At 69.8% G+C, this 18,916-nt stretch carries 20 protein-coding genes and 1 riboswitch; of the genes, 5 read left to right on the forward strand and 15 right to left on the reverse strand.

Going from position 1 to position 18,916, the window contains the following annotated elements:
* The 4 genes from EGT67_RS17190 to EGT67_RS17205 are packed head-to-tail and all read right to left on the reverse strand — an operon-like array spanning position 1 to position 3,552.
* Entirely contained in the window at positions 1-888 is an 888-nt protein-coding gene (locus EGT67_RS17190) for a glycosyltransferase family 2 protein (protein WP_127917304.1), read from the reverse strand.
* 16 nt (positions 889-904) lie between these two features.
* Positions 905-1,807: a glycosyltransferase family 2 protein gene (locus tag EGT67_RS17195; RefSeq protein WP_127917305.1), complete on the reverse strand. Its 903-nt coding sequence runs from the start codon at positions 1,805-1,807 to the stop codon at positions 905-907.
* Positions 1,800-2,831, reverse strand: a complete 1,032-nt coding sequence (locus EGT67_RS17200) for a glycosyltransferase family 2 protein (protein ID WP_164877592.1) — start codon at positions 2,829-2,831, stop codon at positions 1,800-1,802. The genes EGT67_RS17195 and EGT67_RS17200 overlap by 8 nt, the downstream gene beginning before the upstream one ends.
* Positions 2,788-3,552, reverse strand: a complete 765-nt coding sequence (locus EGT67_RS17205; protein ID WP_241566089.1) for an SIR2 family NAD-dependent protein deacylase — start codon at positions 3,550-3,552, stop codon at positions 2,788-2,790. The genes EGT67_RS17200 and EGT67_RS17205 overlap by 44 nt, the downstream gene beginning before the upstream one ends.
* Positions 3,553-3,654: 102 nt before the next feature.
* Here EGT67_RS17205 and EGT67_RS17210 point away from each other — a divergent pair, with 102 nt between their 5' ends.
* From EGT67_RS17210 to EGT67_RS17225, 4 genes are all read left to right on the forward strand, one after another.
* A complete protein-coding gene (locus EGT67_RS17210; protein ID WP_127917308.1) occupies positions 3,655-4,527 on the forward strand; it encodes a uracil-DNA glycosylase in 873 nt (290 codons plus the stop codon).
* Positions 4,528-4,638: 111 nt separating this feature from the next.
* On the forward strand, positions 4,639-5,157 hold the full coding sequence (locus EGT67_RS17215; protein ID WP_164877593.1) for a VOC family protein: 519 nt from the start codon (positions 4,639-4,641) through the stop codon (positions 5,155-5,157).
* 88 nt (positions 5,158-5,245) lie between these two features.
* Complete coding sequence (locus EGT67_RS17220; protein WP_127917309.1) at positions 5,246-6,784, forward strand: FAD-binding protein; 1,539 nt, start codon at positions 5,246-5,248, stop codon at positions 6,782-6,784.
* Between the two features lie 136 nt (positions 6,785-6,920).
* A complete protein-coding gene (locus EGT67_RS17225; protein WP_127917310.1) occupies positions 6,921-7,511 on the forward strand; it encodes a hypothetical protein in 591 nt (196 codons plus the stop codon).
* A gap of 2 nt (positions 7,512-7,513) precedes the next feature.
* Here EGT67_RS17225 and EGT67_RS17230 read toward each other — a convergent pair whose 3' ends face one another.
* The 5 genes from EGT67_RS17230 to EGT67_RS17250 form a co-directional block, all read right to left on the reverse strand.
* The gene (locus tag EGT67_RS17230; protein WP_127917311.1) at positions 7,514-8,209 is read right to left on the reverse strand and encodes a chymotrypsin family serine protease; all 696 of its coding nucleotides are present in this window, start codon (positions 8,207-8,209) and stop codon (positions 7,514-7,516) included.
* A 231-nt stretch (positions 8,210-8,440) separates the two neighbouring features.
* Positions 8,441-9,211, reverse strand: coding sequence for an ABC transporter ATP-binding protein (locus EGT67_RS17235; RefSeq protein ID WP_127917312.1), 771 nt, complete (start codon positions 9,209-9,211; stop codon positions 8,441-8,443).
* Positions 9,204-10,019 (reverse strand): ABC transporter permease, encoded by an 816-nt coding sequence (locus EGT67_RS17240; RefSeq protein ID WP_127917313.1) that lies wholly within the window; start codon positions 10,017-10,019, stop codon positions 9,204-9,206. Before EGT67_RS17240 ends, EGT67_RS17235 begins: the two co-directional genes overlap by 8 nt.
* A complete protein-coding gene (locus tag EGT67_RS17245) occupies positions 9,997-11,025 on the reverse strand; it encodes an ABC transporter substrate-binding protein (RefSeq protein WP_127917314.1) in 1,029 nt (342 codons plus the stop codon). Before EGT67_RS17245 ends, EGT67_RS17240 begins: the two co-directional genes overlap by 23 nt.
* Positions 11,022-11,750, reverse strand: a complete 729-nt coding sequence (locus tag EGT67_RS17250) for a TenA family protein (protein WP_127917315.1) — start codon at positions 11,748-11,750, stop codon at positions 11,022-11,024. The genes EGT67_RS17245 and EGT67_RS17250 overlap by 4 nt, the downstream gene beginning before the upstream one ends.
* Positions 11,744-11,840: riboswitch (TPP riboswitch) on the reverse strand. (Overlaps the previous gene by 7 nt.)
* Before the next feature lie 113 nt (positions 11,841-11,953).
* On the opposite strand from EGT67_RS17250, the gene EGT67_RS17255 reads away from it, so the two are divergent.
* Positions 11,954-13,540: a carboxylesterase/lipase family protein gene (locus tag EGT67_RS17255; RefSeq protein ID WP_127917316.1), complete on the forward strand. Its 1,587-nt coding sequence runs from the start codon at positions 11,954-11,956 to the stop codon at positions 13,538-13,540.
* Between the two features lie 6 nt (positions 13,541-13,546).
* On the opposite strand, the gene EGT67_RS17260 is transcribed toward EGT67_RS17255, so the two are convergent.
* The 6 genes from EGT67_RS17260 to EGT67_RS17285 form a co-directional block, all read right to left on the reverse strand.
* Complete coding sequence (locus EGT67_RS17260) at positions 13,547-13,894, reverse strand: zinc ribbon domain-containing protein YjdM (RefSeq protein ID WP_127917317.1); 348 nt, start codon at positions 13,892-13,894, stop codon at positions 13,547-13,549.
* A 27-nt stretch (positions 13,895-13,921) separates the two neighbouring features.
* Positions 13,922-14,218, reverse strand: coding sequence for a DUF2470 domain-containing protein (locus EGT67_RS17265; RefSeq protein WP_127917318.1), 297 nt, complete (start codon positions 14,216-14,218; stop codon positions 13,922-13,924).
* A 95-nt stretch (positions 14,219-14,313) separates the two neighbouring features.
* Complete coding sequence (locus tag EGT67_RS17270; RefSeq protein WP_127917319.1) at positions 14,314-15,945, reverse strand: ABC-F family ATP-binding cassette domain-containing protein; 1,632 nt, start codon at positions 15,943-15,945, stop codon at positions 14,314-14,316.
* Between the two features lie 401 nt (positions 15,946-16,346).
* Positions 16,347-16,895, reverse strand: a complete 549-nt coding sequence (locus EGT67_RS17275; protein WP_127917320.1) for a hypothetical protein — start codon at positions 16,893-16,895, stop codon at positions 16,347-16,349.
* Entirely contained in the window at positions 16,892-18,607 is a 1,716-nt protein-coding gene (locus tag EGT67_RS17280) for an alpha/beta hydrolase (protein ID WP_127917321.1), read from the reverse strand. Before EGT67_RS17280 ends, EGT67_RS17275 begins: the two co-directional genes overlap by 4 nt.
* Positions 18,607-18,912, reverse strand: coding sequence for a hypothetical protein (locus EGT67_RS17285; protein WP_127917322.1), 306 nt, complete (start codon positions 18,910-18,912; stop codon positions 18,607-18,609). Before EGT67_RS17285 ends, EGT67_RS17280 begins: the two co-directional genes overlap by 1 nt.
* Positions 18,913-18,916: the final 4 nt, after the last annotated feature.

Here is an 18,916-nt window from a genome sequence, read left to right on the forward strand (position 1 = left end):
TCACACGTAGAGGACCCGGTGCCGGATGCTGCCGCGGATGCGACCGGCGAACCCGGCGAGGTAGCAGATCCACGTTCCGGTCGGCAGCTTGGTGACGGACTGGGGGAGTAGCGGATTCCGGAGCACCAGCAGCACCGGCATGGCCAGGGCGAGCAGCGGATTCCGGCGCCGGTGGCCGCGGTCGCGGTAGCGCACGTAGGTGTCGACGTCCGACTGGGCCCACGCGTACTGCTGACGCCACAGCGCGGGGTAGGAACTCTTCACGCGGTAGGCCATCATCGCCTCGGGTTCGTGGCCCAACGTGAGACCCGCGAGTTGGATCCGCAGGCAGTAGTCGACGTCCTCGCCGCCGCGGAGGCAGTCGACGTCCCACGGCCCGACCTTGTCGATCGTGCTGCGCCACATCGCCAGATTGCAGCTGCCGGCGACCGGGAACAGGCCCGGAACCTCGGTGCGGGCCTCGGGCGCATTGACCGGTGTCCATTCGGCGGCGCGTGGGGAGTTGAGGGTGGTCGTCTCCACGGGTCCGCTGACGGCGTCGAAATCGGCGGCACGGGCGACGAGACGTCGGAGCCATTGCGGGTGGGCCTGGTCGTCGGCGTCGCAGAACGCGATGAAGTCACCGCGGGCGGCCTCGACCCCGACGTTGCGCGCGTGCGCGGCACCGGGCGCCGCTCCGGCGTCCACGCGGCGCAGCCGCAGCCGCTCGGCCAGAGGATGGTCGGACAGGTGTCGGGCCAGTCCGTCCGTCGATCCGTTGTCGGCGACGATCACCTCGAACTCGCCCGGGTAGTCCTGTGCCGCCAACGCAGTGAGCTGCACGTCGACGACCGGGGTCGCGTTCACGGCGGGAACGACCACCGAGACGAGAACAGGCGTGCGTGACATGAGACCTCCTGGTTGTCTACACGTAGAAGACGTTGAACTCGCGACTGCCGGCGACCCGTCCCGTGAGGGCGCTCACATGCCAGAGCCATTGTCCGCGTGGCAGTCTCGTCAGCGTGGTCGGGAGCAGCGGATTGCGTATGACGATGAGGACGAGCATGAGGACGAGGTATGCAACGGGGCGCCCCGACATGCACGTCGCGCGGTGGTCCCGGTACAACTGCACCTCGCCGCGGCCGTACGCGAACGACTGACGCCAGAGCGAACGGAGGTCGTCGCGGAGCCGGTAGTCCACCACTGCGCGTGGTTCCCAGCCCAGCGAGTAGCCCCGCAACTGCAGGCGCCAACTGAACTCCATGTCCTCGAGCGCGTACACGTATGTGGTGTCCCACCCGCCGATCTCGTCGAACACCTCGCGCCAGATGCCCATGTTCCCGCCTCCGCCCCACGGGAACCGGGCATTCGCCGATTTGGGCTGGGCGGTCACGTCCGAGAGCGGGCGCCAGGCCACAGCACGCTCACTCGACAGTGGGCGGCCGTCGAGGCCGCCGGCCACCGCGTCGAATCGCATTGCGGCGGCAGCCAGGTGGCGCAGCCAGTCCGGGCGGACGCGGTCGTCGGCGTCGCAGAACGCAACGAATTCGCCTGCGGAACGGGCGACGCCGACGTTCCGGGCGTGACTGACGCCTGGCGCGTCCGACGCATCCACGCACGACAACCGCAGCCTGTCTCGGAGCGGGTGGTGCCGCAGGAACTGCTCGAGGCCGTCGGTCGATCCGTTGTCCGCGACCACGACCTCGAAGGCGCCGTCGTAGTCCTGCTGTGCGAGCGCGGTCAACTGGACGTCGATGATTCCCTTGACGTCGAGGGCCGCGATCACAATCGAGATCAGTGCGGGGGCCGGCCGCGTCGCATCAGACATAGAAGACCCGGTGCTTCCACGCGGTGCGGAGCCTGCTGCTCAGGAATCCGGCTTCGGAGACCCACAGTCCCCGCGGGGCACGCGCGACGAACCGCGGTACGAGCGGATTGAACAGCACCAGTCCCAACAGGGACAGTCCGAACGCGTACATCGACCGACGCGTGTGCCCGTATTCACGGAAGGCGAGATGGAGCAGAACCGAGTTTCGGCCGTAACGATTCGACTGGTCCCAGACGCCACGGTAGGTGTCGCGGAATCTGTACGCTACCAATGCATCCGGGGTATGACCCAAGGTCAGCCCGGCAAGCTGCAGTCGCCACGATGTCGCGACGTCGTCGGCGCCTCCGGTGAAGGTCTCGTCGAATCCTCCGATCTTCTCTAGGCTCGAACGCCAGGCCCCGAAGTTGCAGCCGATCGCGTACGGCAGGAATTCGTCGGCGCCGAACCGCTCGTGTCCCTGTGGCAGGACCCGCCACGATGCGACTTCTGCGGAGTTCAGTGTCGTGGTGTCGACCGCGCCACCGACCGCGTCGTAGTCGTCCGAGGCGCGCACGAGTTCGGTTAACCAGTCGGAGTGCACGCGGTCGTCGCCGTCGCAGAAGGCGAGGAAGTCGCCCTGTGCGGCGGCGATGCCCACATTGCGCGCGTATGCCATGCCGGTGCCTCCGGCGCTGTCGACGCAGCGGAGCCCCAGCCGGTCGGTGAGGGGATGGTTGGCAAGGTGCTCGGCGAGTCCGTCGGTGGAACCGTTGTCGCTGACGATGGTTTCGAACTCGCCCGCGTAGTCCTGTGCGGCGAGAGCCTCCAACTGTCCGTCTATCAGTTCGACTGTGTTGCGTGCGGGAATGATCACCGACACGAGGCGGGCTGGCACCGCGCAATCGTATTGCAAACGTGCGTGCTTCGGGCGGAATGCGACAATGCTGGAATTGGACGGTTGTCCATGTCGCAGCGTGGTTTTGGGCGGCGGCGGTGCGTGCTCAGCGCCCGCCGCCGAGCGCGGCGACGAGGGCGGGCAGTCCAACGGCCGCGGTGGTGCGCCAGTAGTGATGGACCAGTGCGCTCAGGTCCGTCGCTTCCGGGTTGATCTCGACCACCGTGGCACCCGACTCGACCGCACGCAGCGGCAGCCCCGCAGCCGGATACACCACCGCGGACGTGCCGACGACCACCATCAGGTCGCAGGCGTCGACGGCGTCGGCGGCCCGCGTCCAGGCCTCCTCGGGCAGCGGCTCACCGAACCACACCGCGCCCGGACGCACGTCGCCACCGCAACTCGCACACGTCGGCGGTGTCACCGGGCCGCCGGGTTCGACGTCGAGACCGCCGTCCGACGGGTACGGCGCCGCGCAGACGCTGCAGCGTGGGGTGAAGAGGCTGCCGTGCAGGTGGGCCGCGACCTCGCTGCCGGCCCGTTCGTGCAGATCGTCGACGTTCTGGGTCACGAGCGTCAGCGGCACCTGCTGCGCCCACGTCGCCAGTGCCCGGTGGCCGGCGTTCGGTTGCACACGCCGGACCAGCCCCGTCCGCCACTGGTACCACGCCCACACCAGGGCCCGGTTGCTCTCCCACGCCTGCGGTGTCGCGAGTTCGGCGGGGTCGTAGCGTTCCCACAGCCCGGTCTGTGCGTCTCGGAACGTCGGAACCCCGCTCTCGGCGGACATTCCGGCCCCGCTGAACACCACCACACGGCGTGCGGCGCGGGCCGCCTCGACGAGAGCCGGATCTACTGCGAACTGGTCCATGTCGTCGATTGTGCGCGGGGGGCTTCCGGTGGGCCGCACCCGCGTGGGCCCGGTGGCCCCGATCGGGTTGAATTGACACATGCCAACGTGTGCGCGGATCCGATGACCGGCGAACTGCTGCCGCACCCCGGCACGGGGGAGTCGTTCCCGTCCCCGGTGCCGCCGGGGACCGGGTGGCCCGGCGATCCCGCGACGGCGGAGACGCCCGTCGCGCGCTCCGCGCAGGACGTCGTCGACGGGGCAGCGGCGGCGGCGAACCTGGCCGAACTCGACGCCCGGATCAGCGTGTGCCGTGCCTGCCCCCGGCTGGTGGACTGGCGTGAGCAGGCCGCGGACGTCAAGCGCCGCTCGTTCGCCGATCAGCCCTACTGGGGCCGGCCGCTCGTGGGATTCGGCGACATCCTGCCCAAGCTCCTGATCATGGGTCTGGCGCCGGCCGCCAACGGCGGCAACCGAACGGGCCGGATGTTCACCGGCGATCAGGCCGGCGACTGGCTGTTCCGCTCGCTGCACCGCGCGGGCATCGCGAACAAGCCGACCGCCGAGTACGCCGGGGACGGGCAGAAACTGTTCGGCGCGCGGATGATCTCGGCGGTCCGATGTGCCCCGCCGGACAACAAGCCGAGTACCGGAGAGCGGGACTGCTGCGCGGGCTGGCTGGATGCCGAGCTCGCCGACCTGCTGCCGTGGGTGGGCGCCGTCATCGCCCTCGGGTCGTTCGGCTGGGACGCCACACTGAATGCCGTTCGCCGGCTGGGGGGCTCCGTGCCCATGCCGAAGCCCAAGTTCGGGCACGGCGAGGTCGCCGTCCTCCACACCGCGGCGGGACGACCGATCAGCGTGATCGGCTGCTACCACCCGAGTCAGCAGAACACATTCACCGGCAAGCTGACCGAGGAGATGCTCGACGACGTCGTCGCCCGCGGAAAGGACCTCGCCGGGCTCGGGTGGGGGTGCGGCGGCTCGGGGCGCTGACCGCCGGGCACATCGACGTCCGGACCGTCTGCTGAGTGGGACGGACGCTTGAGAACCCACCACCGACCGTGCCTACCATCACACCCACGTCTACTGCCGTTGGAGGTGTGCATGAGCCGCGAGGTCCCTGAACCCGCTGTCCAGATGGGCTATGTCGTGGCGGACCTCGATGCCGCCATCGACCATTGGGTGACCCGCGCCGGGGTCGGACCGTGGACCGTGTTCCGTGGTGTCACGCTGACCGGACGCTACGCGGGCGGCGACACCGTGGTGACCATGGACGTCGCGATGGGCTACACCGGCGAACTCCAGATCGAGCTCATGCAGATCACCTCGTCGACCCCGTCGCCGTACACGGACGCCGCCGGTGAGCCGCTCGTCGGACCCCACCACATCGCCTGGATCGCAGACGATCTCGACGAAGCCCTCGCCGCCGCACGCAGCCGGGGGCTCGAGGAACTGTTCGTCGCCGAGGGCCCCGGCACCCGGGTCGCGTACGTGCACTCGCCCGCCCAGCCGGGTGTCGTGTTCGAGTACATCCAGAGCGCCGGCATGCGCGCGATGCTCGAGTACGGCATCGAACAGGCCCGCACCTGGGACGGATCCGATCCCGTCCGCCCGATCGCCTGATCGCGGCGAACCCCTGAGACAACAAGTCCCACTGTCCTCCTCGACGAGGTGGAGCACCCAATCCGGCGTGGCCGGGAAAGGCTGAACGATGGTCAACTGGAACGAAGAATGTGACGTATTGGTGGCCGGGTCGGGCGCCGGTGGCGTCACCGGCGCGTACACCGCGGCCCGCGAGGGCCTCGACGTGATCCTGGTGGAGGCGACGGACAAGTTCGGTGGCACCACCGCCTACTCCGGTGGCGGCGGCTTCTGGTTCCCGTGCAACCCGGTGCTGCAGCGTGCCGGCGTCGACGACACGATCGAGGACGCGCTCGAGTACTACCACGCGGTCGTCGGTGACCGGACCCCGCGCGAACTGCAGGACACCTACGTCCGCGGCGGCGGCCCGCTGATCGAGTACCTCGAGCAGGACGAGAACCTCGAGTTCGCCACCTACCCGTGGCCCGACTACTACGGCAAGGCGCCCAAGGCCCGCAACGACGGCCAGCGTCACACCATCCCCAGCCCGCTGCCGATCTCCGAGGTCGGCGACCTGCACAAGCTGGTTCGTGGCCCGCTCGACTTCGACCGTCTCGGCGCGGAGCTTCCCGACGTGCTGATCGGTGGCCGCGCCCTGATCGGCCGCTTCCTCAAGGCGATCGGGAACTACCCCAACGCCAAGCTGAACCTCAACACCCCGCTCGTCGAACTGGTCGTCGAGGACGGCGCCGTCGCCGGTGCGATCGTCGAGCGTGACGGCGAGCAGGTTGCGATCCGCGCCCGCAAGGGCGTCATCCTCGCGGCCGGTGGCTTCGAGGGCAACGACGAGCTGCGCCAGAAGTACGGCGTCCCGGGAGTCGCCCGCGACACGATGGGACCGTGGGGCAACATCGGCCAGGCGCACCAGGCCGGTATCGCCGTCGGCGCCGACACCGACCTGATGGGCGAGGCCTGGTGGTCGCCCGGCCTGACGCATCCGGACGGACGCTCGGCGTTCGCGCTGTGCTTCACCGGCGGCATCTTCGTCAACAACGACGGCAAGCGCTTCGTCAACGAGTACGCGCCCTACGACCGTCTCGGCCGCGACATCATCGCGGGCATGGAGGACGGCTCGGTCACGCTGCCGTACTGGATGATCTACGACGACCGCGCGGGCGAGCGGCCCCCGGTGGCCGCGTCGAACGTCTCGATGGTCGAGACGGAGAAGTACGTCGACGCCGGTCTGTGGCACACCGCGGACACGCTCGAGGAGCTGGCCGCGAAGATCGGTGTCCCGGCCGACAACCTGCTGGCGACCGTCGAGCGCTTCAACGCGATGGCAGCCAACGACGTCGACGAGGACTTCGGTCGCGGCGAGGAGGCGTACGACCGCGCGTTCACCGGTGGCGGCCCGGCCCTCATCCCGATCGAGCAGGGTCCGTTCCACGCCGCCGCGTTCGGTATCTCCGATCTCGGCACCAAGGGCGGCCTGCGTACCGACACCGCGGCGCGAGTGCTCGACACCTCGGGCAACCCGATCCCGGGTCTGTACGCGGCCGGCAACACGATGGCGGCTCCGAGCGGCACCACCTACCCGGGTGGCGGCAACCCGATCGGCACCAGCATGCTGTTCAGCCACATCGCTGCGCTGAACATCGCCGGCAAGTAAGCGGTCCCGCACTGCTGCGCCCCGCCGCCCGAGTCCGGGCGGCGGGGCGCTGTGCGTGGTCGGCCCGGTGGTGGCATGCGGGTGGGCACTGCCGACTTGCGCCCGCGTCCCGACCGCGCCTGCTAACTTGAACAACATGATCCGAAACGTCCGGTTTGTTCCGGTGGTGCTCCTGCTCGCTGCCGCGGTCACCGCCTGCGGTTCGTCCGACGACGCCGACGCGCCCGCTCCGGACGTCACCGCCGACGCGGTCGCGGTCGCCGACGAGGATGCGGCGAGCGCCTCCGGCGCGGAGGTGTTGGCGCGGTTCTCGAGCTGTGACGACGTCGCGCCGGCCGTCGCGCAGTACATCGCGGGACTGCAGGAGGGCGAGTCCAACGCGGTCGACGAGTACGGCGTGATCTGCAACTGGGACACCCCGGACGGCGCGACCGACCTCAGCGAGGTCCGCGGTGTCGAGGTGCTCATCGAGCCGGGAACGGGCGAGGTCCCGACGGTGCAGGACCTCGAGGCCGGAAAGCTAGTGGTCCTGCCGGACGCCGACCTCGAGCGGATCGGCGGCGTCGCCTACACGCTGCCGGTGACGACCGCGGTCGCCGGGGTGATCGTCACCAGGGTCGAGACGCCCGACGTCAGCGTGTCGATCACCGGCGGGCAGTGGGCCGACATGCCGTCGCTGGACGGGCCGGCCGCCGTGTCCGCCGCCAAGGTGTTGATCGGCGCGTAGGGCTAGTTGTTCGTGACCGCGAAGCCCTTGCCGACCGGGTTGGGCTGCGCGTCGATGCTGTCGAGGACCGCGGCGATGTCGACGAACTCGAACGGCCCCCGGGTCATGCCCACCAGCTGGGAACCGTTGACGAACGCCGGGCCGCCGGAGTCGCCGCCGTTGGCGGTGGCGAACGAGTTGATCCGGAGTGCGGGCTGCCCGTAGATCGGCCCGCAGGTGAGGCCCGTCCGCACCCCGGCCTTGCACAGCATGCCGTCGGGGTGGGCCGGTCCGATGCTGTCGATCCGGGCCTCCGGGCCGTTCGAGGAGAGGACCGCGTCCGGATTCAGTTCGATCACGACGTAGTCGATGCGCGGGTCGCGGTAGGCGATGGTTCCGATCGGATCGCCGGTCCCGGACGGCCCGAAGCGGTACACCGTCGCTCCGTCGGGGAACTCGGTCGCTCCGCCCGCGGCGGCGGACACGCAGTGTCCCGCAGAGATCGCGATCTTGTTGCCGAGTGCGTCGGTGCCGACGGCGCCGAGGGTGCAGTACTCCTGGTTCTGCATCGGGTTCGACGGGCCGGCATCCGGCTTCGCCGTCCAGCCGATGCCGTTGGAGACCGTTCCGGTTGCCGCCGAAGCGGCCGGGGTGATCGCCAGCGCCGGCGCGAGAGCCGCGAAAGCGGCGAGGGCGGTGAGTAGAACGCGTTTCGTCATCGTGAACTTCCTGGCGGGTGGCGAACACCCGGGAGACGGAGCGGAGATCGGAGCGAGGTCCGACCGGTGGCCGAGTCGCCGTTTCCGGCGCGCCATAACAGAAGGGTAACGAGGATGTCTCGATCCGTCGAGGGTTGATTCGAAGTTCGTCTCGATTGCGCATGAACCGACCAGTTCCCTTGGTCGGTAGGCGATTTCGCGGATGGAGAGGGGAGACCGTCCGGTACCGGATCAGCCGGCGGTCTCCTGCTCCGCCAGCGCCCGGCGGGACTCCTCGTGCAGGACCTCGATGAGTTCGCCCTCGATGGCAGCGAACTCGGGGGACGTGACGACCGAGAGTTCCCGCGGCCGGGGCAGATCCACGACCACCTCCCGGCGCACGGTCGCGGGTCGCGCCGACAGCACGACCACGCGGTCCGACAGGAACACCGCCTCCCGGACGTCGTGCGTGATCATCAGGACCGTCCAGCGGTACTGCTGCCACACGTCCTGCAGCCAGGTCTGCATCTCGGTCCGGGTGAGCGAGTCCAGCGCACCGAACGGTTCGTCGAGCAGCAGGACGCTGCGGTCCTGGACGACGGTCCGCAGCAGGGCGGCCCGCTGGCGCATCCCGCCCGACAGTTGGTGGGGTCGGGCGTCCTCGAAGCCGGCGAGCCCGAACCTCGGGAACAACTCGGCGGCGCGTGCACGGGCCTGCGCCCGGGGCACCCGCTGGACCTCGAGTCCGAGGGTGGTGTTGTCGAGGACCGACCGCCACGGGAAGAGCAGATCCTTCTGCGGCATGTGCGCGCAGGTCGGTGCCGAAACGCTGCCCGAGTCCGGCGCCTCGAGGCCCGCGACGATCCCGAACACGGTGCTCTTGCCGCACCCACTCGGCCCGATCACGGACACGAACTCACCCGGACGGACCGCGAGGTCGACCCCGTCGAGAACCTGCCGGGTGCCGAACGACTTGCTCACCGCCGACAGTTCGACGACGGACTCGGCGTGGTGGTCAGTCATGACGCCGCTCCTGTCGGGGCTGTTGGATCCACGGCGCGACGACCCGTTCGATCGCGAACGTGCACAGGTACAGCGCGACGCTGATCGCGGCGGTCACCACGACCGCGGCCAGCACCAGGTCGGTCCGGAACGAGTTCTTCTGGACACTCATGTAGATGCCGAGTCCGGAACTGGCGCCGACGTATTCGGCGAACACCGCGCCCACCACCGCGTAGGTGATGCCGATCCGCAGCGCAGTGAAGAAGCGGGGGAGCGCGGACGGCAGGCGCACGTACCGGAACTCCTGCCACCGCGACGCGCCCATGCTGCGCAACAGGGCGCCGGCCTCCCGATCCGTGGCCGCGAACCCCTCGATCAGGCCGATCGCCATCGGGAAGAAGGTCGCGAGCGCGATCACCAGCACCTTCGGCAGCAGACCGAACCCGAACCAGATGATCATCAGCGGTGCGATCGCGATGATCGGCAGCGTCTGCGACACCACGAACAGCGGGACGAACGCCCGTCGCAGCCAGGGGGAGAAGTCGACGGCGATCGCGAGCGCCCACGCGACCACCAGTGACACCGCGAACCCGACGAGCGTCACCTGGAGCGTGGCCCACGCGTGGACCGCGATGTCGTCGCGGTGCGCCCACCCCTGCTCGACCACCCGGGCCGGGGACGGCAGCACCTGCGGGCGGATCCCGCTCGCCGCGACGTAGACCTGCCACGCCGCGACGAGCGCGATCACCACGATCACCGCCGGGAGCAACCGGCGGACCGGTCCGTGTGTTGCGGGCGCTCCGCGCCTACGGCGCTGCGAGGTACTCATCGGTGAAGTACGTCGACCAATCCGGTTCGGCGGTCAGCGGTTTGCCGTCGGGGCCGGCGAGCAGTCCGTGCTCGTACAGGAAGCCCGAGTAGCCCGCCCACTGCTCGCGCGTCTGGGTTCCGACGCGTCCGGCGGCGTCCTTCATGTAGTCCGCGGACAGCATCCGCTGACTCTCGAACACCAACTCCTCGTCGCTGAACACGCCCGGGTTCGCGTCGATCAGCGCCTTGGCGCCGCGGTTCGGATCGTCGGCGGCCACCTGGTAGCCGCGCTGCAGCGCCTGGACGAACTTGCGTGCCTGCTCCGGGTGCTCGGCGAGCCACTTCTCGTTGCCGTTGACGACGATCGCGTACGCGTCGGGGAACCCGAAGTCGGTGTAGTGGAAGTAGCGCATGGGGGTGCCGCGCCGGGCCGCCTCGATGCCCTCCCACGCGAAGTAGGACACCGTGAAGTCGGCCTGCCCGCCGTACACCGCCTCGTACGCGGAGGTGCCGAGCACCACCGTCTCGAAATCGCCGGTGCCACCGTCGTTCCGGATGACCTGGCGGAGGATCTCCTTCTCGCCGGGGTCGCCGAAGCCGGCGTACGTCTTGCCGTCCAGGTCCTTGGGGCTCGCGAGGTCGGCCCGGTCGGCCTTCACCCCGATGCCGGTGGCCCAGTGCTGCAGCGGCGCCAGGACCGAGACGGTCTGCGCCCCCGCGGCACGGGAGAACGTGGCGGAATCCTGGAAGCTGGTGCCGAATTCGGCGTTGCCGGCGTCGACGAGCGTGTCCGGCGACGTGTTGTTGTACGGCAGCACTTCGACGTCCAGCCCGGCGTCCGCGAAGTAGCCCTCCTGCAGGGCCACGTACAACCCGGTGTGGTTGGTGTTCGGCGTCCAGTCGAGGGCGAAGCGGATCGTGTCCCCGGAATCGTCGGAACTCGCGCATCCGGTGAGGACACTCAGGGCCGAAGCAACGATCGCGGACGTGGCCAGGACGCGGCGCAGCCGCGACATCGACGTCACGACGCGGGCCAGGGCTGCGGGTTCAGGGCGGTGTCCCAGAACATGAACTCGTAGCGCGTCGCGACGACGAACGCGCGGACCATCGCGTCGCGCTGCTCGGCCGTCGCGGCCTCGGCGGCAGCGTCGACGAGCCGTCGGGCCGTTGCCGTGGACTCGTGGAACGCCGGGTCGTCGTACGTGGTGACCCACTGCGCGTAGGGGTGCGTCGGGTCGGCCGCGAGCACGTCGTGCGCGTCGGCGGCGAGGCGGCGTCCGACCTCGGCGTAGATCCAGAAGCACGGCAGGACGGCCGCGGCCGCCACCGGGTACGGCTCGGTGGACGCGGTCGCGGTCAGGTACGACACGTACCCCAGGCACGCCTGCGAATGCTCGGGCTCACCCACGCGTTCGGGCAGCACCCCGCTGCCCAGCAGCCCGTCGTGCAACTCCGTCTCGACGACGGCGGCCGCCGCGGCCGACGTCGCCCAGAACGCCGCTGTCTGCGGGTCCGGCGCCTTGGTCGCCAGCAGCGCGAGCGCCTTCGCGTACTCGGCGAGGTAGAGCGAGTCCTGCTCGATGTAGGCGCGGAACACGTCGAGCGGCAGAGTGCCGTCACCGAGGCGGCGCAGGAACTCCATGTCGTCGATCGCCGCGCGCAGGACGGCGCTTCGTTCCCACAGCAGATCGGTGAAGCGTGATCCTGCCGGGGCAGTTTGGACAGATGTGTCGTGGACAGGCGTCGTCATCGCCTTGACATCCCTTCGTCAGCATTACCTGATGCAGGTTCCCGGGTGTGATCTCAGCCCCGCCCGTGCGGAGCACCCCGTGTCAGTGAACGAGCCGACCTTAGCACCGCAGGATTGGTACCTTGGCAATCGGCTGTCCGTCGTGCGGGGGACCGACCGACAGACGGCGCCGACCACGTGTCGGAGGTGAGGAGGGTCGCGTCATGGAAGCAGTCGAAGTCCTGGAGACGGGGGCGTCACGAGGCCCCGAGACACTCGTCGTCGAGACCTCGCTCGGCCCGGTCCGTGGATACGGCGGAGGGTTCTCCGGCCAGGTGTTCTCGTGGAAGGGCATCCCGTACGCCGCGCCCCCGACCGGCGACCTGCGCTTCCGAGCCCCGGTGCCGCCCGCACGGTGGGGCGAGGTGCTCGACGGCGTCGCGTTCGGGGCGATGGCGCCGCAGGGCCACGACACCTCCGTCCCGCTCGATCCGTCGATGCGCATCGACGAGGACTGCCTGACGATCAACGTGTGGGCCCCGCGCCCCGACGGCACACCTCGGCCGGTCATGGTCTGGATCCACGGTGGCGCGTACTGCCTGGGTTCGTCTGCGCAGCAGATCTACGACGGGAGACTGCTCGCCCAGCGGGGCGATGTCGTGCTGGTGACCTTCAACTACCGGCTCGGGGCGCTCGGCTTCCTGGATCTGTCGTCGTTCTCGACCGCGGACCGCACGTTCGAGTCCAACCTGGGCCTGCGGGACCAGATCGCGGCCCTCGAATGGGTCCGGGACAACATCGCGGCGTTCGGCGGTGACCCCGACGAGGTGACGCTGTTCGGTGAGTCGTCCGGCGGCGGGGCGATCACCACGCTCATGACCGTGCCGCGGGCGGAGGGGCTGTTCCAGCGCGCGATCGCGCAGAGCCCGCCCGCGACGTCGGTGTACGGCGCCGAGCGGGCCGCGACCGTCGCCGGGCGGTACCTCGAGATCCTGGACGTGCCCGTCGGCCGGATCGCGGACCTCGTCGACATGCCAGCCGAACGTTTGGTGAAGGCCGGTGACATCCTGATCGACGAGGTGCCGACGAGGGTGCCCGGCACGCTCGCGATGGCCCCGGTCGTCGACCGCGACCTGGTGCCGCACTACCCGGTGGCGGCGTTCCAGAAGGGGTACTCGCACCGCATCCCGCTGATCATCGGCTCCAACAAGGACGAGGCGTCGATCTTCAAGTTCATGCGGTCGCCGCTGCTGCCGGTGAGCGCCGAGGCCGTCCAGCAGATGTTCGCCGGGCTCGCCGAGGACAACCCCGGACTGTCGGCGGTGCGGCTCGCCGAGATCGTCGCCGCGTACCCGGACTCGACGAAAGCCCGAGGGGTGCTCGCGATTTCGCGCGATGCGGCGTTCCGGATGCCGGCGCTGTGGGTGGCCGACGCGCACAGCCGACACTCGCCGACGTGGGTGTACCGCTTCGACCACTCCACCCCGCTGCTGAAGGCGGCCCGCGTCGGAGCCGGGCATGCCACCGAATTGCCTTACGTGTTCGGCAATTTCGGGACCCTCAACCCGGACCCCACATTCTGGCTGGGGGGACGCAAGAGCGCGTTCGAGGTGTCGGGCCGGGTGCAGCGGCGGTGGCTGGCGTTCGCGCGGCACTCGGTGCCGGCCGCGCTCGACGGCTCCAAGCACTGGGCGCCGTACACCGAGGGGGAGCGGTCGACGCTCCTGATCGACAACCACGACAGCCTGGTGCCCGACCCCGATCACGCGATGCGCGTCGCCTGGGGCGACGAGGTGATGGGCTTCAGCTAGGGGCGGTCAGGCCTTCTTGACGACGCTCGACTTGAGCTGCATGGGGCCGATTCCGTCTACCTTGCAGTCGATGTCGTGGTCGCCGACGCCCTGGACCAGCCGGATGTTGCGTACCTTCGTGCCGGCCTTGATGCCGGTCGGGCTGCCCTTGACCTTGAGTGTCTTGACCACGGTGACGGTGTCCCCGTCGGCGAGGACGTTTCCGACGGAGTCCCTGATGACCCCGTCATCGGAGTCCGCTCCGTGGTCGGAGGGTGCCCATTCGTGCGCACACTCCGGGCAGACCAGTAGCGCTCCCATCTCGTAGGTGTACTCGCACGAGCAGTTGGGGCAGGGCGGCAGGGCGTTTTCCACGGGGAGAGCGTAGCGGGAGGGGGAGGCTCAGTGCTCGGACGGAGCGACCCCGAGCTTGTCGCACGCCGCCTTGTACAGCGCGACGACCTCGGTGCGGATCGAGGCCCGGTCGGTGACCGGGCCGAGCCACGGCACCCGCACCGTGCGCTCGCTGCCGTCGACCTCGGCCACCCACTCGCCGGACTCCCCGTCGAGACCGGTCATCCGGGCACCGGTGGCGGCCGGTTCGGCGAAAGCCCGCACGATCAGCAGGTTGTCGGCGGCATGGTCGCCGTTCATGTGGCCGGTCACCGCGGCGATCACAGGAGCATCGAAGGAAGTCACGACGACGAGCCTAGAACCCCGCGCCGAGCAGCTGCGCCGCCCGTGCGCCTTTTGCGTGGTCCCAGCTACCAAAAAGGCGCACGGGTGCGGAGCGCCTAGGCGAGTTGGATGAGCTCGAGGTACTCCTGCGACCAGTGGTCCTCGGTGCCGTCCGGCAGCAGGATCACCCGCTCCGGGTTGAGGGCCTCCGCGGCGCCGGGGTCGTGGGTGACCAGGACGACGGCGCCGGTGTAGCTGCGCAGCGCGTCGAGGACCTGTTCGCGGGAGATGGGGTCGAGGTTGTTGGTCGGCTCGTCGAGCAGCAGCACGTTCGCGGCCGAGGACACCAGCCCCGCCAACGCGAGGCGGGTCTTCTCGCCGCCGGAGAGGGTGCCGGCGGGCTGGTCGAGCTGGGGGCCGGTGAACATGAACGCGCCCAACAACTCCCGCAGCTCCTGTTCCCCGGCGTCGGGGGCGGCGTGCCGGATGTTCTCCCACACGCTGGCCTCGCCGTCGAGGGTGTCGTGTTCCTGCGCGAAGTAGCCGATCTTCAGCCCGTGCCCGGGCACCAGCTCGCCGAGGTCGGGCCGTTCGACGCCGCCGAGCAGGCGCAACAGCGTCGTCTTGCCGGTGCCGTTCAGACCCAGGATGACGACGCGGGAGCCGCGGTCGATCGCCAGGTCGACGCCGGTGAAGATCTCCAGCGATCCGTAGACCTTGGTGAGTTCGCGCGCCGTGAGCGGGGTCTTGCCGCAGGGGGCGGGTTCGGGGAACCGGATGTGGGCGACCTTGTCCGCGACCCGGACGTCGTCGAGGTCGCCCATCATCTTGTCGGCGCGCTTGGCCATGTTCTGCGCGGCGGTCGCCTTGGTGGCCTTCGCGCCGAGCTTGGCGGCCTGCGCCCGCAGCGCGGACGCCTTCTTCTCGGCGTTGGCGCGTTCGCGGCGGCGGCGCTGCTCGTCGGTGGCGCGGGCGTCGAGGTACTTCTTCCAGCCCATGTTGTAGAGGTCGGCCTCGCCGCGGACGGCGTCGAGGAACCACACCTTGTTGACGACGTCGGCCAGCAGGTCCACGTCGTGGCTGATCACGATCAGGCCGCCGTCGTGGTTTTGCAGGAAGCCGCGCAGCCAGGTGATCGAGTCGGCGTCGAGGTGGTTGGTGGGCTCGTCGAGCAGCAGCGTGGTGTTCGACTTGCCGCCGGACCCGTCGGAGGCGGCGAACAGGATGCGGGCGAGTTCGACGCGGCGGCGCTGACCGCCCGAGAGGGTCTTGAGCTGCTGGTTCAGCACGCGGTCGGGCAGACCGAGGCTGTTGCAGATGCGGGCGGCCTCGGACTCGGCGACGTACCCGCCGAGCGCGGAGAAGCGGTCCTCCAGGTTGCCGAACTTGCGGACGGCCTTGTCGCGGACGGCGTCGTCGACAGCCTCGGCCATGATGGCCTGCTGCTTCTCCATCTTCTTGATGATCTCGTCGAGACCCCGCGCCGACAGCACCCGGTCCTTCGCCAGGACCTCGAGGTCGCCCTCCTTCGGGTCCTGCGGCAGATACCCGAGGTCCCCGCTGCGCACCACCGCGCCCGCGTAGGGTTCGCCCTCCCCGGCCAGGATCCGCAGCGTCGTGGTCTTCCCGGCACCGTTGCGGCCGACCAGCCCGATCCGGTCACCGGCCTGCACGCGAAGCGCCGACCCCGGCGCTGAGAGCAGGGTCCGCACACCGGCACGAACTTCCAAATCGGAAGCGGTAATCACAGTTTTCTCCCAATGGTCAAAGCGGTAATCAAAGAAAATGGACAGAGCGGTTCCACGCCACGGACATTGCTGCGAGTCGTGAATGACGATCGGGGCAATGCCGAATGGAATCCGAATGGAACGGCCCGATGGTTCGACTCGCGCAGTGGTGGTCGATCCGAAAAGCTGCACGTCAGGACCGATCCTGATGTGGATGACGGACACGTCGAACGTCACGGCCACGAAGCTGAGTCCGTGGCGGGAAGCCGGAGCCGAAGCGGCGGAGGAGTCTAGATTCTCTCGATCCAGATCAAGCCAGCATGCAGCCGCTCACGGGCTTTCTTGGCAGGCTGGGCACGCATGGCAGAGCACTCTAGCGCAGTTCACCGGCACTGCCAACCTCACCGGGGCCCTCCACGCGATCACGGTCGTTCGATCACCGCCGGCTGCGAGTCGCCGCGCGAGGCGTTCTCCCGGGGGAAGCAGGGCGACACCCCGGACACCGACAGACCGCCGCGGCCGTTGTCGTGCACGTTGATCCGATATCCGTCGGGCAGGGTGGCGACGGTGGTCCGACTGCCGCCCGCGGATCTGTCGGTGAGCGGCCAGCCCCGCCCGTCCCAGTACGTCGCGATCGTGTCGAACGAGGTGGCCGTCGGCGCACCGGCGGCGTCGACCCAGTAACCGAGGGTCAGGAAGACGGGACCCGTTGCGGTGGTGTCGTTGTCGTCGCACGGCGTGACCCCACCGGGCAGCGGCGCACCCGTCGGCGACTGCGGATGTGTCCGGCTCAGCACGGCACCCTCGGGCAGCGCGGACAACGTCTCGGTGAAGTATCCGACCAGGTGGTCCGAGGCTGCCGCCTCGGTCAACGTCTCGTTCACGTTCGCCTCCTCCGGTGAACTGCAGGCTGCGCACAGGGCGACGGCCGCCGCGGCAACGGCCGCACGCACCGTCTTCGGGGCGATCACGGCCGCCCCACCCCGGCGATGATCCGGCCCATGCCTTCCAGCGCGGGGTTGTTGATGTCCCAGTACTGACTGTGGACCTCCGGATTGGTTCCGAGGACGATGCCGGGCTCACCGGGGTTGCTGTCGAACACCTGGCCTCCGAAGTCCGGGTCGGTGGGATCGAGTCCGTGCACGTGTCGGCCGGCGAGCGTGACGTCGCCGATGTACGGCACCGGATCCCACGTGGCGGCCGTCGAGTGCACGCGCCGGCCCACCTCGCCGGCGTCCACACCGTCGAGGTGCAGATCGGACACGTGCTCGGCGTTGACGCCGGGGCTGCCGACGAACACCAGATCGTCGGCGTCGAGCGAGCCACCGCCCACGGCCGCCGTCCCGATCACGGTGCTGCCGTAGCTGTGGCCGACGACGACCTGGTGCGCGGCCAGGCCGACGTGGGCGGCGCGCAGGCCGTCCTGGAAGCGGTCGAGGCGCGGCGCGCCCGCCTCTGCGAACCGGTCGAAGCCCGCCTCGGGGATGGTCTGCGGCGCGTTGTAGCCGTACCAGGTGACGACCGACGTCGTGGCCGACTGGTCGGCGCGTTGGGCCGCGCCCAGCATGCGGGCCGATCGGTCGACGTCGTTCTCGATGCCGGTGAGCCTGGACCCGGTACCTGGCACGAAGGTGGCCACGTTGTCCGCGCGGTCGGGGTCGCCGAGCGCGACGGCGGCCCGCCCCTGGTCGTCGACCGACAGGAGGTAACGGGGCGGCGTGACGGAGTCGTCGACGGCCCGGCCGACCGCCGCGTACCCGTCGCGGGCGGCGACGGCCTTGTCCCGCTCGCCCGTCCAGACGTTGTACTCGGCCCAGGCCTTCCACGCCTTCTCGTCGCGGGAGTTGCCCGGCGGGCGTTCGGGGAGGCCGTCGCCGCGGGCCCAGTCCGGATGTCGGGCGTCGACGGCATCGACCGCCGCATGCGCGTGGGTCCGCAGGGTCTCCAGGTTCATCCGGTTGTAGCGGTCCTTGTCGACGGCCGGAATGCCGTCGCGGTTGCCGACCGTGGGGTCGTGCGCGAAGAGCGCGTCCTTCTCCTCGGCGCTCAGCCCCGTCCAGAACTCGTGCAGTCGCGCAGGGTCGTCCGGCAGGTCCGCGCGCCCGTCGACGATGCTGCGCACCTGCTCGCCGAGAGTCGACTCACGATGTGCCAGAGCGAATTCCGCGAGAACTGCGTTCAAGGAATCCGCGGCGGCGCGGTCGGCGGCGTCGACGGCGTCGAGGGCGCGGCCGACGTCGCCGGCCAGTTCGCGGGCCCGGATGTCGAGGACCTCCCGTGCCAGGACCGGATTGCCGCCCACCATGATGGTCGCGAAGGGGTCGGGTGCGGGAGCGGTGACGGACCCGTCGTCGGCGACGGTGAACCCCTCGGACAAGGCTCCGTCGATCACCGAGAGGGCGTGTGCCCGAGCGGATTCGATGATCCCGGCGCCGCGTCGCATCGACGACGTGGTCTCCAGCAGGGCCATGGCCACCCGGTTGGCGGCGGAACGCTCGGCATCCGCGCGGTCCCACGCGCCGCGCGCGGCGTCGCCGTGCCAGGTGTCGAGCGCGTCGTCCATGCCGCGCACCATCAGATCGGTCTGCGCATCCAGTTCGTCGGTGGCGCGGGAGAGAGTGTCGGCGGCCGCGTCGAGTGCGCGTGCGTCCCAGGTCCGCAGGACCGTCACCGTGGGACGCATCAGATGCTGCCTGTCGATGCGAACCGATCGGCGTTGGTCGCCTCGGCGTCGTCGTACCAGGCCGTGTTGGAGGCGGCGATCCCGGACATGGCCCGGATCCGCGCGGCGACCGTGCGAACCGCATCTGCGACCGACGCGGCCCCCGCGGTGCACACGGCCGCGGTGTCCGAGGAGGGCAGCCCCCCGGTGGCCGTCGTGAATGCCGTGCCCGTGTCGATCTGCTCCACGGCCCCCGCGATCGCCTCCAACGACCTCGCGAGCTGTGACAATTCGGCGGTTTCGACCGCCACCCCACCCGATGTCATCAAA

Source organism: Prescottella agglutinans (assembly GCF_004011865.1).
In the GTDB taxonomy this organism is placed as follows: domain Bacteria; phylum Actinomycetota; class Actinomycetes; order Mycobacteriales; family Mycobacteriaceae; genus Prescottella; species Prescottella agglutinans.

Bases quoted from the DNA above. Each gene is read 5' to 3' on its own strand.
- EGT67_RS17190 (WP_127917304.1), bottom strand. From the start codon at position 888: ATGTCACGCACGCCTGTTCTCGTCTCGGTGGTCGTTCCCGCCGTGAAC.
- EGT67_RS17195 (WP_127917305.1), bottom strand. From the start codon at position 1,807: ATGTCTGATGCGACGCGGCCGGCCCCCGCACTGATCTCGATTGTGATC.
- EGT67_RS17205 (WP_241566089.1), bottom strand. From the start codon at position 3,552: ATGGACCAGTTCGCAGTAGATCCGGCTCTCGTCGAGGCGGCCCGCGCC.
- EGT67_RS17210 (WP_127917308.1), top strand. From the start codon at position 3,655: ATGACCGGCGAACTGCTGCCGCACCCCGGCACGGGGGAGTCGTTCCCG.
- EGT67_RS17215 (WP_164877593.1), top strand. From the start codon at position 4,639: ATGAGCCGCGAGGTCCCTGAACCCGCTGTCCAGATGGGCTATGTCGTG.
- EGT67_RS17220 (WP_127917309.1), top strand. From the start codon at position 5,246: ATGGTCAACTGGAACGAAGAATGTGACGTATTGGTGGCCGGGTCGGGC.
- EGT67_RS17225 (WP_127917310.1), top strand. From the start codon at position 6,921: ATGATCCGAAACGTCCGGTTTGTTCCGGTGGTGCTCCTGCTCGCTGCC.
- EGT67_RS17230 (WP_127917311.1), bottom strand. From the start codon at position 8,209: ATGACGAAACGCGTTCTACTCACCGCCCTCGCCGCTTTCGCGGCTCTC.
- EGT67_RS17235 (WP_127917312.1), bottom strand. From the start codon at position 9,211: ATGACTGACCACCACGCCGAGTCCGTCGTCGAACTGTCGGCGGTGAGC.
- EGT67_RS17240 (WP_127917313.1), bottom strand. From the start codon at position 10,019: ATGAGTACCTCGCAGCGCCGTAGGCGCGGAGCGCCCGCAACACACGGA.
- EGT67_RS17250 (WP_127917315.1), bottom strand. From the start codon at position 11,750: ATGACGACGCCTGTCCACGACACATCTGTCCAAACTGCCCCGGCAGGA.
- EGT67_RS17255 (WP_127917316.1), top strand. From the start codon at position 11,954: ATGGAAGCAGTCGAAGTCCTGGAGACGGGGGCGTCACGAGGCCCCGAG.
- EGT67_RS17280 (WP_127917321.1), bottom strand. From the start codon at position 18,607: ATGCGTCCCACGGTGACGGTCCTGCGGACCTGGGACGCACGCGCACTC.
- EGT67_RS17285 (WP_127917322.1), bottom strand. From the start codon at position 18,912: ATGACATCGGGTGGGGTGGCGGTCGAAACCGCCGAATTGTCACAGCTC.